10 protein-coding genes are annotated in these 13202 nt (G+C 36.8%); all 10 read left to right on the top strand.

The annotated features are described in order from the left end of the window. Positions 1-2: 2 nt before the first annotated feature. The 10 genes from A8B35_RS16305 to A8B35_RS16260 all read left to right on the top strand — a co-directional run bounded on the left by A8B35_RS16305 (position 3) and on the right by A8B35_RS16260 (position 13195). Positions 3-1607, top strand: coding sequence for a RagB/SusD family nutrient uptake outer membrane protein (locus A8B35_RS16305; RefSeq protein ID WP_075603491.1), 1605 nt, complete (start codon positions 3-5; stop codon positions 1605-1607). Between the two features lie 19 nt (positions 1608-1626). Beyond that, positions 1627-2571, top strand: coding sequence for a hypothetical protein (locus tag A8B35_RS16300; RefSeq protein ID WP_075603490.1), 945 nt, complete (start codon positions 1627-1629; stop codon positions 2569-2571). Position 2572: 1 nt separating this feature from the next. Beyond that, positions 2573-3013 (top strand): DUF4625 domain-containing protein, encoded by a 441-nt coding sequence (locus A8B35_RS16295; RefSeq protein ID WP_075603489.1) that lies wholly within the window; start codon positions 2573-2575, stop codon positions 3011-3013. 175 nt (positions 3014-3188) lie between these two features. Then, complete coding sequence (locus A8B35_RS16290; protein WP_075603488.1) at positions 3189-5717, top strand: LamG domain-containing protein; 2529 nt, start codon at positions 3189-3191, stop codon at positions 5715-5717. Between the two features lie 342 nt (positions 5718-6059). Continuing rightward, entirely contained in the window at positions 6060-7595 is a 1536-nt protein-coding gene (locus tag A8B35_RS16285) for an SUMF1/EgtB/PvdO family nonheme iron enzyme (protein WP_075603487.1), read from the top strand. Between the two features lie 36 nt (positions 7596-7631). Continuing rightward, on the top strand, positions 7632-8975 hold the full coding sequence (locus A8B35_RS16280; RefSeq protein WP_075603486.1) for a Gfo/Idh/MocA family protein: 1344 nt from the start codon (positions 7632-7634) through the stop codon (positions 8973-8975). 39 nt (positions 8976-9014) lie between these two features. Next, complete coding sequence (locus tag A8B35_RS16275; RefSeq protein WP_075603485.1) at positions 9015-10361, top strand: Gfo/Idh/MocA family protein; 1347 nt, start codon at positions 9015-9017, stop codon at positions 10359-10361. 46 nt (positions 10362-10407) lie between these two features. Beyond that, on the top strand, positions 10408-11625 hold the full coding sequence (locus tag A8B35_RS16270) for a ThuA domain-containing protein (RefSeq protein ID WP_075603484.1): 1218 nt from the start codon (positions 10408-10410) through the stop codon (positions 11623-11625). Between the two features lie 2 nt (positions 11626-11627). Next, positions 11628-12437, top strand: coding sequence for a sugar phosphate isomerase/epimerase family protein (locus tag A8B35_RS16265; RefSeq protein ID WP_075603483.1), 810 nt, complete (start codon positions 11628-11630; stop codon positions 12435-12437). Between the two features lie 77 nt (positions 12438-12514). After that, positions 12515-13195 carry a 3-keto-disaccharide hydrolase gene (locus tag A8B35_RS16260; protein WP_245820806.1) on the top strand — a complete coding sequence of 227 codons (681 nt, stop codon included), beginning with the start codon at positions 12515-12517 and terminating at the stop codon, positions 13193-13195. Positions 13196-13202 lie beyond the last annotated feature (7 nt).

Below are 13202 nucleotides of genomic sequence, written 5' to 3'. Positions count from 1 at the left end.
ATATGATACTTAAATATTTTAGAAACTTATTTTTATTTGCACTTTTCCCTTTGTTCTCGTGTTCCGATATGTTAGACACGACATATACAGATGGAATTGATGAAGAGAACCTAGAAAATACCATTAGAACCCAACCAGAAAAATTAAAGTCTGTGGTTAATGGCTTGTATTATTTTATGGTCGACTATCAAGAAGGTTCAGGTCACGATTCTTTCAATTATACTGCAGCCTTACATGCCACCGATATGATGGGGCAAGACATTGTTATGGATGGTTCCAATTATTTTGAGTGGGACTACTTGCATCAATATAGATTGGCACCTTACATTAGAACTGCCTTTATTTGGAATACCTTTTATACAATAATTGGTAATGGCAATAAGTTATTAAATTTGGCCAACAAATTATCTGCTGAAATTAATGCATATAGTCCTGATTTTTATGATAATTGTTTGGGACAAGCTTATGCCCTTCGAGGTATGTCTTACTTTTACCTTATTCAGTTGTATCAGGAGGTGAATACTAAAGGAGAAATAAATTGGGATGCCCCAGGTGTGCCGATTTTACTATCTGATTTAGATGAAATATCTCCGGAAGAACAAGATCAATTGCGTGGCCGAAATACGGTTCGTCAGGTTTTAGAGCAAGCAGAGCAAGATTTGTTATTGGCTCTTCAATTAATGGAGGGGCATGGTAAAAGTGTAGAAATTCGTGAAGTTGATGAAAATGTAGTGCACGGTTTATTGGCACGATATTACATGCTTACACAAGAGTGGCAAAAGGCTGCCGATCACGCGCGTTTATCACATGCTTCTTACCAACTGATGAATCAAGATGAATTATTAAGTGGCTTTATGGATGCTAATAATGAATGGATGTGGGGATACAGGCATACTGTAGAAACACAGTCTTCATTGTTATCTTGGTTTGCACATATCTCAAATAATTCACCAGGTTATGCAGGTATAATTGCTGCTCGATTAATCGATAAACAATTATATGATACTATACATGTTGATGATATTAGGAGGGGATTATTTAATGGGCCAGAAGGATTGACGCCTGAAAACGAAGATCGTTTTGCTGAGGATATTGAATTTGCGCCTAATATTGCTAAAGGTTATGCCAGTTTAAAGTTCGGTAAAAAAACAGATTGGACTCAAGATTACCCATATATGCGTAAGTCAGAAATGATCCTTATCGAAGCAGAGGCGTATGCACACTTGGGGCAAGAGAGTAAAGCAGAGGAAGTAATAATCGAGTTACTAAATAATCGTATTCCCGATTGGGATAAAGAGTTAGTTGTTGATAACAACGGAAATCCGATTCTTGATGAAAATGGTGAGCTTATTTATAAAGATGTTGAGATAGATGTTACTGTTGATTTTGTGCATTTACAGCGTCGTATTGAACTTTGGGGAGAAGGTTTTTCTTTCTTCGATAATAAGCGTCTTTATAAAGGTATTGATAGATCATACAAAGGTTCTAATCATCGTGCATCATCTCAATTAGTAATTGAGCCAGGAGCCGAAAACTGGGTGTTTCAAGTGCCACGCCGCGAAATGCAGGATAATGATTTTATCGATGAAAGTGAACAAAACGACTAATGGCTTAAAAGTTTAAAATATGAAACTAAAAATAATAAATATTTATATACTGCTATTGAGTATATGTATTTCATTTACATCATGTCATGAGGAGGTGGATGCTGATTTTTATAATAAAACATCACCTGATGCGCTTCCAACCATTACAGTTGCATCTGATAGTATCTCTTTTGATCGAGTTTATCTCGATGCCCAAATAGAAATAAATGGAGATAGTATAATATTAGAGAGTGGCTATATGGCCTGTGTTGATAATACTTTTCCTGATTCCTTATTAATTGTTAAGACGGTAGACCATAATAATCTTCAGATGTCAGTTTGGTTTGATTTGTTAGTTGGTAATACTAAGTATTTTTATAAAGCCTACACTTATACTAAAAATGGTTTTTCATTTAGTGAAGTATCTAGTTTCATCACAACTGATCCTCCTGTTTTTGAAGATACCTATCTTTTTGGAGAGTTTAATCAAATAGATCATAGTATACGCAATGGAATAATCAATGGCGATGATAATGAATATTGGGATGCCTACGGAACTATGAAAATCTCACAAGTAGAAGGTACTTATAATCAAATTGCTATTTATAATTATTGGGGATACGGACGAACTGTTATAGCTGTTGTTAATTTTGAAGATAAAACAATAGAGATTAGTCCTCAGGAGGTTGCTGTTAGTGCAAAAGACGGACCATTGCTTATCTATCGTTGGTCAATGGATAATGGATCTATGAATATACACCTTGATGATACCGTTAAGGGTCATTACGATGAGGATGGAAATATTACAATACTAATGTGGGGAGCATTTGCCAATACAAGTGAAGGATACCTTACTTATGAGGCTTGTTCAGAAACACACCTTGTAAAAAGAAACGAAGACGACAATAACGAAAGTAAATCATTACCGGTAAAACAAAGAGAGGTTCTTAATTATAGCTTCGATTTACCTATAAAATTTAGATAACATGAAAAATTTAAATATTATACTAGGATTAATTTTATTAGCAGTATTAATCAGCTGCAGTAAAGATGATAATAAAGATAACCAAGCGCCCTATATTGAAGTAATGGCACCTACCGAGGATCAAATGTTTTTAAGAGGTGGACACCTAACATTAGATGCCATCTTTCAGGATAATGAAGCATTAAAAGAGTGTAGAGTAAATCTTTTATTTGATGAAGCAATGCCTGATACACTGAAATCAGCAACAGGAATAGATTTGCCTTGGGAACCTGAAGAAATGGTTATTCCATTATCAGAAACCTACCAAGAAGTAACTAATCTAGTGCTTTTCGGAGGACAAATCCCCATTGAAATTCAATCTGGTTATTATAATTTGCAATTTGATGTTTATGATTTAGCAAAGAATCCGGCTCGCCATAGTGTAAGAGTATTTATTAACTAATAATAGTATGCTGTCCGCAGTATTTAACAATAGACAATGTTAATATATTTAGGATGATCTCCATGGAGATCATCCTTTTTTCATATTAGGCGTACTGTTTAATATTATAAATCCCAACAGGATTGGTTTAATTGAAAGGAATATATATTTTTAGTGAAAATTTTGAGAAAAATCTATGTCTCCCTATCGTTCATACTGTATTCCTATTGTTATACTATTTTGTATTTTTGTACAAAGTGTTTCGTATGCGCAATCGTATGGGGTTAATAAGCGATATGATGAGCAAATTAATTTAATTTGTGATTATGCGTTCGGATCTCAAAATAAATTTAAGAGTATTGAAAGTCTAGTAGAGGGTGGAGCTGATGGATTTATTTTTAAACTTGCCTTAAATGAAGATAGTACTTCAATTGAAGTTCAAAATTCAGGGGGAAGCGGAAAGGATCTTTCCATTGTTTGCAAACAACTAGATCAAATTTGTAAGCAGAATTCTAAAACTGTATTTACCATATTTTTCGATTACAGTTTTAATACTCAAATATTAATTGATTTCTTGCAGCAGCAAGAGTGTTATCGTTATATATGGAAGGATCTTCCATCAAAAGAATGGCCTACTATTGAAACTCTATTGTTAGGTTATAATCAGTTAGTTTGTTTTAGTTTAAATCAAATTTCAGAAAATCCCATGCTCAAAAATTTTTGGGATTATGGGGTTCAGCCTTGCTATTCGTCAGATATTCAGCCTAAGATTAATGGTGAGTTTTGTAGGGGAGATATCAAAAATAAGCTACTATTTATTGATAACTATACCCAATACACCTCTTCGTTAAATTACCTTGATACCAATAGAGATCCCTTTTTTGTTTCGCACGGAATTAATATCTGGAAAAACACCGGCAAAAAAGTTAATTTCATTGTCTTTAGCAGAAGCCGTGGTCATATAAAGGGCTTAAAGCATCGTTTTGGTAACCAAAAAAATATAACAGGAACTATTTCGTATAATCGCGAACCTCTTACTAGAGTTTTTTGGGAAGGCAATTTCAATGCCGTTACCAATGGCAACTTTTGTTTTCCGGCCGTAAAAAATGAAGAGATTGTTCTAGAACCTAGTGCAATGGGATTCAGATTTGTTCCTGAAAAGATAGAGATAGAAAGTATATCTAAAGATATTGTACAAAACTTTATTGCTATTCCCGTAGATATTCAAGAGGGTTTAGTAGCTTATTTCCCGTTTACGGAATCCATTTCAGATGAAAGCAATAATAAGTATAAAGTAATAAATAACGGGGCAGAGCTAAAAGTCGATAACAAGAGAAATAATGTACTTCAGTTTGATGGGAGCGCCTATGTTACCTTACCCGAGGCAAGTACGCTTGGCATATCAAATTCTGACTTTACCATAAGTGCATGGGTTAAATTGGCCAGAAATACAGACGAAAAGCAACGCGATTTCTCTGTAATGGGTACTAAAGAAAATTATTACAGAGGAGGACTACACCTTCAAATCAGAAACAATAAACCCTATTTTGGTTTTTTCTCAAACGATGTTTCAGGAACAACCAATCTGTGTGCTAACCGATGGTATCATATTGTATGGCGCTATAATAAATACAATCAAGAACAAGCCATTTACGTGAATGGCAAATTAGATGGGGCATCTCTTAATCATCCTCCTTTTGTAAGTAAGTCTAATTTGTTTATCGGACGCTCTATTAGTAAAGATCAACTGTTTGAGGGAAGTTTAGATGATATTATTATTTGGAATAGAGCTCTTGGAGAAAATGAAATATGGAATCTTTATCAAGGCGTATCGTTAATGCCAGAAAGTAGTTTCACTTTTTTTCTTAAAAAGTATGGAGTGGTTTTTGGCAGTATTTTGACAGTTGTTTTGTTATTGATATTTATTACACGACGAGTAAAAAAGACTCCTGAAAACAAGAAGTCTACAGAGCCTTCTTTTTTATTAATTGATGAAGAACTTCAAGAGAATAATTCAATTTCATTATTTGGCGAGTTTAGAGTGATAAATAAAAATGGTTTGGATATCACCAATAGTTTTACGCCTCGCTTGAAACAAATTTTCATTTATCTATTACTGAAGAGTAAAAATGAGTCACACGGGGTGAGTTCAGAAGATTTCATTGCTGAAGTTTGGACCGGGTTCGTTCGAAAAAAAGCCATTAACAATAGAGGGGTTTCCATTAGTAAGTTACGAGGGTTACTAAATCAACTTGATGAGATTACCATCATAAATCATCAGGAAAGATGGCGAATAGAATTGTCGGAAAATGTGTATTGTGATTATTACGAGAGTTTAAATTATAGAAAATCTAACTTATTCAGCGATCACCTTAAACTCAATCGATTTTTGAGTATTGTGCACCGTGGCGCATTTCTATTCGATAGTAAAGATGCCTTGTTTGATGAGGTAAAAGGAGCTTATTCTAATAAAATTATTGATGTATTGGTGCGCTTGTTATCCGAATTTACCTTAGATCAAAATCCTGACCTGGTTATTAAAATAGCCGATAGAGTATTAATTGTTGACGACCTAAATGAGGAGGCGCTAAAATACAAAGTAAAAGCGCTGTTAGAGATGCATCAGGTAAATGAAGCCCGTTTCCTTTTCAAATCATTCTCCGAACGTTATTCTGAGGTTTATAACGAAGACCTTCCCATATCTTATAAAAGTTTAGTTTCCTAATCTTTTCTATTTCCGCTTAAGCGGGAATTATTTTATATCGTTTAAAAGTTTTCATTTAATTATTTCCTCATTTGATGTATGATGGAATCCTATCAGGAGCATATCCTGCATCTGTAATACTGATATTAATTTGGTATTAATATAACTAAGTGTGAATAATCCTTAAAAATAATTACACTTTTTCATACTTCTTATAAGTTGCAGTTTAACAGGGGGTTTATCGCATGGATTAATGTGAAATTAATATGGAGTTAAGTCGTAAAAAATAGATTTTTAATCACTCAATAATGTCCTAGGCTTATTATAGTGCTCAAATTAAACAACCAGAAAATTTGAACACTAATGAAAAGTAAAACTTGGATTAAATCTTTTTTCCAGAAATATTATGTCATCTTTATCTTCGGTTTCCTCGTTGCTTTTATAGCGCGTCATTTAGGAGGAACTGTAGTAGATTATACTTCAACTAACGAATATTGTTTTTCGTGCCATGTTCATGATCATGCCGAAGAATCTTGGCGCTTATCTGGTCATGTGAATAATGAATCTGGTGTAATTGTAAATTGTGTCGATTGCCATTTACCTCCCGAAGGACATGGTAGGTTATGGGCCAAAACAAAGCATGGTTTAAAAGATGTGTATGGCATCATGTTTAAAGATTCAGCTGATTTTAATTGGGAAGGGAAAAGAACTGTAGCCAAAGCAAATGAATTTACCTACGAAGAATCTTGTTTAAACTGTCATTCTAATTTATTCCCATCAGGGCTTTCGGTTAAGGGCGAAGATTCTCATTTATATTACGAGTCAAATAAAGAAGAACTTACTTGTTTAAATTGCCATATGCATACGGGACACTTCAGTGCCGATGCAATACATGCGCATAATGTAAACTTTGCTGCTGATGAAAGCGAGAAGGAAGTATTTACTAAAGCTGCTGAGATCACTAAATTCAAAAACTTTAAAGAAACCATTCCGGGAAGTACGGTAGCTTTTGATATGGTTGCCATCCCGGAAGGAGAGTTTATTATGGGTAGTCCTAAAAAAGAAGATTACCGACAAGGTAATGAAGGCCCTGCTCGTAAAGTGAAAATGAAGCGTTTTTTTATGGCTAAAGTTGAGGTAACGTGGGACGAATATTTAGCCTTCTTCAACGCTACAGCTTCTGAAGGTCGCAAAGAGTCGGTTAAAGTAAGCGAAGTAAAATCAGATGAGGTTGATGCTATTTCAGGAGCCACTCCACCTTGGGGTGCGCCCGATCAAGGTTGGGGGAAAGGTCAACGCCCAGCTATAACTATGAGTTTTCATGCAGCAGAGGTTTACTGTAAGTGGTTATCGCAGGTAACGGGTAAAAAATACAGATTGCCAACTGAAGCAGAGTGGGAGTATGCTGCTCGTGCGGGTTCACAGTCAGCTTATTTCTTCGATGGTAATCCATCAGATTATTCTAAGAAAAGTACATGGAATAAAATATTTGGAGTCGATACAGCAACAATTGCGTCGTACACTATTTTCGATGGTAACAGTAATGGCAAAACCAATGAGCCATCTTCTGTAATTGCAAATCCATTTGGATTGAAGAATATGTTAGGTAATGTGTATGAGTTCTGCTCAGATTATTATCACCCACAAGCTTATGGATTGTACAAAGAAAAAGTTTTAGAGAATCCTACAGGTCCTGCTAAAGGGCGCGAACATGTAATACGTGGGGGTTCATTTAAATCAGATGCAAGCGATTTACGTGCTGCGGCTCGTAGATCAACTGAAACTAAAAAGTGGTTGCAAACCGATCCGCAGATGCCTAAAAGTATTTGGTGGTATTCCGACTGTATTGATGTTGGCTTCCGCGTAGTTTGCGAAGTAGAGGATAATTTACCAGAGTAATTCAGACAAAAAAAGAAAAACATAAACCATAGTTCAATGGCAAAGAAAGAGGTCTCAAGAAGAAGTTTTTTAAAGAAATCAACAGTAGCTACAACTATTGGCGCAATTGGTGTCAGTTCGCTTTTATCATCTTGTGCAAATAAAAAATCACACGAAGAGTTGGGTTTACCTCCTCTTTTAAATAGAGCACCTAAAGGTAAAAAGCTAAAAGCGGGTTTGGTAGGTTGCGGACATAGAGGTACCGGAGCTTTACTTAATTTTTTAAGTACTGGGCCAGGTGTTGAAGTAGGCGCCTTAGCGGATGTTTTTGAAGATAAAGTAGAAGCATGTAAAGATCGTTTGAAGAAATATAAGATTAATGTGCCGGATGAAAATTGCTTTGTGGGTTTTGATGCCTATAAAAAATTGATGGACACTGATGTGGATGTGGTTTTATTGGTAACGCCTCCGCATTTCAGACCTGAGCATTTTAAGTTAGCGGTAGAAAAAAACAAACATTGTTTCCTAGAGAAACCAGTGGCTGTTGATCCTGTGGGGATACGTTCTGTGGTCGCCACTGGAAAAAAAGCCAAGGTAAAAGGATTAAATGTGGTAACGGGTACACAGCGTCGTCATCAGCGCGATTATATCGAAACTTACAAACAAGTAGCCAACGGAGCTATAGGTGATATTGTTAGTGCAAAGGCATTTTGGAACCAAGAGCACGTATGGTTTCGTAAACGCCAAGAGGGATGGACCGATATGCAATATATGATGCGTAATTGGAATAATTTCTGTTGGTTGTGTGGCGATCATATCCTCGATACCCATGTGCATAATATTGATGTGGTTAATTGGTTTACTGGTAAAACGCCGCTTAGTGCGGTTGGTTATGGCGGAAGACACCGCAGAGTAACGGGCGATCAATACGATTTCTTCAGTATCGATTTTGATTATGGCAACGGTTTATTCTCCCATAGTATGAGCCGTCAAATAGATAATTGTGCCAATGGAACTGGTGAGCTAGTTGTTGGAACTAAAGGTTATACTAACTGTAAAAACACCATTTATAATCCGGATGGAAGCGTAAAATGGACTTATGAGTACCCTAAAGATAAAGATGGTAAATCAACTAACGTAGTTAAAATATCTCCTTACATACAAGAGCATATTCATTTGGTTACGGCTATTCGAACCAACGAATATGTAAACGAAGCTGAGCAAACTGCCATGTCTAACCTTACGGCGATAATGGCTCGTGAATCTGCTTATACCGGGAAAAAAATTACCTGGGAAGAAATCAGTAAATCAAAATTGCGTCTTGGCCCAACAGAATATCATATGGGAGATATTGATATGGAGTTTCCAGTTCCAATTCCAGGAACCGCAATTAAGTCATAATTAAGTTATCCGAAATAAATCTATTTAAATATCAGTCTAATGAGTGAAAAATCTAATAGTAGAAGAAGCTTTTTAAAGAAAAGTGCAGCCGCCCTAGTTGGGGCTACTGTGTTTCCATCTATTATTCCAGCTTCAGCCATGGGTAAAAATGGTTTTGTAGCACCGAGTAATCGTATCGAAATGGCCCTAGTGGGTTCTGGAGGTATGGGTCGCGGAAATATGAAAAATGCACTTCGAAATAAAGCCGTTGAGCTAGTGGCACTTTGCGATGTTGATAAAAAACAAATTGAGCGATCGCAAAAACTAATTATTGAGTCGCGCGGAAAAAGTGAGGCTCGTGAATACGAAGATTTCAGACAACTATTAGATAACGAAAAATTAGATGCTGCAATATTGGCTTTGCCTGATCATTGGCACTCAATAATTGCCTGCAATGTAGCCAATAAAGGCATTCATATTTATGGAGAAAAGCCTTTGGCTCGCACAATAAGCGAAGGTAGAGCCATTGTTGATTCTGTTAACGCTAATAATATTATTTGGCAAACAGGTAGTTGGCAGCGATCTATAAAAAACTTCCGTACAGCTGTTAATTTGGTCAGAAACGGTGTGATTGGTGAAGTTACTCACGTAGAAGTTGGCTTGCCCGATGGACGCAAACCTATTGGTACCCCGGCAATTCAATCTCCACCCGAAGGTGTAAATTGGGATATGTGGCTAGGGCCCGCTCCTAAAGTGCCATTTCGTGGCGTAATGCATTTTAACTGGCGTTGGATTATGGATTATTCAGGAGGACAGTTAACCGATTGGGCAGGGCATCATGTTGACATTGCACATTGGGGACTAGGTTACGATAACAAATCTCCTATAGAGGTTGAAGGCAAGGGTGTTTATCCAATAGAAGGAATTTATAATGTACCTGTTGAATACGATTTTACTTGTAAATATGATACTGGAGTAAATATGCGTGTGGCTAATGCAAGTGCTTATTCAAATCGCAGAGGCAAAGGCACCGATGCAAAAAATAAACGTGGAGGAATGGGTACCGTTTGGTATGGCGAAAAAGGTTGGATACATGTTGACAGAAGTGGTTTGTGGGCAAGTAGCCAAGATATCCTTGATACACCTGAAAGTTTGATTAAAGAGCCGGTTTACTTTAGTGGTAACCATATGGAAAACTTTATTGACTGTGTAAAATCGAGTAAAGAAACCATCACGCCTGCACATGTGGCACACAACTCTATTAGTGTTGGTTTATTGGGAGAAATAGCCATGCTTACTAATCAAAAATTATTGTGGGATGGCAATACAGAGCGTTTTACCAATAGCGAACAAGCCAATCGTTTGTTAAGCCGACCGTTCAGATCTCCTTGGCAATTGCCACAATAGCGACTTGCGATTTTAAGCTTATTTCAATGAATTAAAAAATAGAACAATGATTCAATCTATAAAAACCATTATACAATTAGCATTTTTGGTGCTTGTCGTTAGCTTAGCTTCTTGTGGCAAAAAGCAGCAGAACGTATTAATAATTACAGGGCAAAATAATCATAACTGGAAGGCTTCGCATGTGGCACTTCAAAAAACACTCGAAACTTCGGAGCTCTTTACTGTTGATGTAGCTATTACTCCAAACAAGGGAGAGGATATGTCGGGGTTTAAACCTGATTTTACTTTATACGATGTGGTATTGCTCGATTATAACGGCGATAATTGGCCACAAGAAACACAAAGCAACTTTGAAAAATTTGTAAGCAATGGTGGAGGTGTTGTTGTAATACATGCTGCAGACAATAGTTTTCCTGAGTGGGAAGAGTATAATAAAATTATTGGTCTTGGCGGATGGGGCAAACGTAACGAAAAGGATGGCCCTTATGTGCGTTGGCAAAATGGGGAGGTAGTAAGAGATAATTCTCCCGGAAAAGGTGGAATGCACGGAAAAAAAGATCAATTTGTTGTTGATAACCGTATGCCCGAACATCCTATAATGAAAGGTATCCCTGCAAAATGCATGCACGCATACGATGAGTTATACGCGAAATTAAGAGGGCCAGCTGAAAATATGGAAGTATTGGCTACTGCTTTTTCGCCTAAGAAAACAGGAGGTACAGGTTATCACGAACCCGTATTATTTACCATAAATTATGGTAAAGGTAGGGTGTTTCACAATGTATTTGGCCATGTGGGTAAAGACTCGAATACAGTAGCCTTTAAAAGTGCATTTTTTGTTTACACTTTATTAAGAGGTACAGAATGGGCTGCCACAGGAGAAGTTACTCAAGCTTTGCCAGAGGATATGCCAAACTCGGTTACTCCTCTAATATTGCCAAATTATAAGGCATTTACGATAAACGACTTGTTCCGAAATGCATCTAAATATAAAGTGGGCGAGTCGGTAAAGTATCTCAATTTAATATCGGAAAGAATCAAAAAATATAGTGACAATCCTCGTGAGTTAGCAAAAATAGAGGATAAGATAATCCAATTATTAAATGATGAACAAGCAACAGCGGATGCTAAAAATTACTTGTGCAGAGAGTTAAGTTGGATGGGTTCTGAAAATTGTATTTCAGCCTTAAAAGACTTAGAAAACGATGTATTAACCAATGAAATGGCTCAGTTCGCAATTTCTCGCTTAAGCGCTAAAAATTAATTATGAAGAAAGTAGTATCAATTTTAGCTGTATTTATGATGATTGTATCCATCAATGCAAATGCAAAAAAGTGGGAACTAGCCACTCAGGCTTGGACTTTTAATCGCTTCACGCTAAGCGAAACTCTTGCTGATATGCAAAAGCTAGGCATCAAGTACATTGAACTTTATCCCAAGCAAAAGTTTTCTGCTAGCGATGATAGAACTACTCACTTTTCGATGCCCGACTCTCAGATTGAGGACCTAAAAGCCATGCTTAAGGCGCATAAAATTAAGGTGGAGAGTTATGGTGTTATATCTCCTAATAAGGAAGCAGATTGGAAGAAGCTTTTTGAATTTGCAAAAAAGATGGGCATTAAAACCATTGTTTCAGAGCCTAAGCAGGAGTTGTTACCAATGATAGATGCCTTATGTGTAGAATATAAGATACGAGTGGCTATTCATAACCACCCTGACCCAACAAGGTATTGGAATCCTGATATTGTGCTAAAGGCTTTGGAAGGCAGAAGTGCTTATATGGGTGCATGTACCGACCTCGGGCATTGGACCCGGTCAGGACTTGATGCGGCAGTATGTTTAAAGAAATTAGAGGGCAAAGTTTTTGAAATTCATATGAAAGATGTAAACCGCACCGATAAAAAAGGGCATGCCGTAGTTTGGGGCGAAGGCATTATCGATTGGAAGGCTGTAACAACAGAATTGCATCGTCAGAAGTATAGTGGAAAATGGGTTATAGAGCACGAGCACAATTGGGAAAATCCAATGCCCGATCTAAAAAAGAATATTTCATTTTTTAATACATCCATCAAATAGCTATGAATCATAAAGTATTAATATCCATCTTTTTGTGCGTTTTCACGCTGAGTGCTGTGGCTCAGAAAAAAAATAAAATGAAGCCTCAAGAAACTGAAGATTGGAGCAGAAAACCAGAGGCTGTTATTCCGGGCAAAAAATCAAAAGCACCTTCAGATGCCATTGTTCTATTCGATGGTAAAAATCTTGATAAGTGGCAGAAGAAGGGAAAAGACATGCCGGCTGCGTGGAAAGTAAAAGGAAAGAGTTTTACCGTGGTTCCAAAAAGTGGCGCCATAGAAACCAAGCAAAGTTTTGGCGATTGCCAACTACATATAGAATGGAATAGCCCTACTAAGGATGTGAAAGCTGGTAAAAAAGGACAAGGTTGTGGCAACAGCGGTATTTTTTTAATGGGAAGATATGAGGTGCAAGTGTTGAACTCATTTGAAAACGAAACTTACTATAATGGAATGGCCGGTAGTGTTTATAAACAACATATTCCCTTGGTAAACCCAACTATTGCACCAGGGAAATGGCAGGCTTACGATATCATTTTTACGGCACCAAAATTCAATGCTGATAAATCTTTAAAGAGCCCAGCATACCTTACGGTTTTCTTGAATGGCGTATTGGTCCAGAATCACGTAGAGCTTAAGGGACCAACGGAATACATAGGGCATCCAAGTTATAAATATCACGATGCAAAAGTTCCTTTGTTTTTGCAAGATCACTCAAACGAAGTGAGTTATCGCAATATTTGGATAAGGGAACTTTAATTTAAAA

Source organism: Saccharicrinis aurantiacus, from assembly GCF_001660705.2.
In the GTDB taxonomy this organism is placed as follows: Bacteria; Bacteroidota; Bacteroidia; order Bacteroidales; family Marinilabiliaceae; genus Saccharicrinis; species Saccharicrinis aurantiacus.
This window is presented reverse-complemented; position numbering and strand designations above follow the sequence as displayed.

Bases quoted from the DNA above. Each gene is read 5' to 3' on its own strand.
- A8B35_RS16305 (WP_075603491.1), top strand. From the start codon at position 3: ATGATACTTAAATATTTTAGAAACTTATTTTTATTTGCACTTTTCCCT.
- A8B35_RS16270 (WP_075603484.1), top strand. From the start codon at position 10,408: ATGATTCAATCTATAAAAACCATTATACAATTAGCATTTTTGGTGCTT.
- A8B35_RS16290 (WP_075603488.1), top strand. From the start codon at position 3,189: ATGTCTCCCTATCGTTCATACTGTATTCCTATTGTTATACTATTTTGT.
- A8B35_RS16285 (WP_075603487.1), top strand. From the start codon at position 6,060: ATGAAAAGTAAAACTTGGATTAAATCTTTTTTCCAGAAATATTATGTC.
- A8B35_RS16260 (WP_245820806.1), top strand. From the start codon at position 12,515: ATGAAGCCTCAAGAAACTGAAGATTGGAGCAGAAAACCAGAGGCTGTT.
- A8B35_RS16280 (WP_075603486.1), top strand. From the start codon at position 7,632: ATGGCAAAGAAAGAGGTCTCAAGAAGAAGTTTTTTAAAGAAATCAACA.
- A8B35_RS16265 (WP_075603483.1), top strand. From the start codon at position 11,628: ATGAAGAAAGTAGTATCAATTTTAGCTGTATTTATGATGATTGTATCC.
- A8B35_RS16300 (WP_075603490.1), top strand. From the start codon at position 1,627: ATGAAACTAAAAATAATAAATATTTATATACTGCTATTGAGTATATGT.
- A8B35_RS16275 (WP_075603485.1), top strand. From the start codon at position 9,015: ATGAGTGAAAAATCTAATAGTAGAAGAAGCTTTTTAAAGAAAAGTGCA.
- A8B35_RS16295 (WP_075603489.1), top strand. From the start codon at position 2,573: ATGAAAAATTTAAATATTATACTAGGATTAATTTTATTAGCAGTATTA.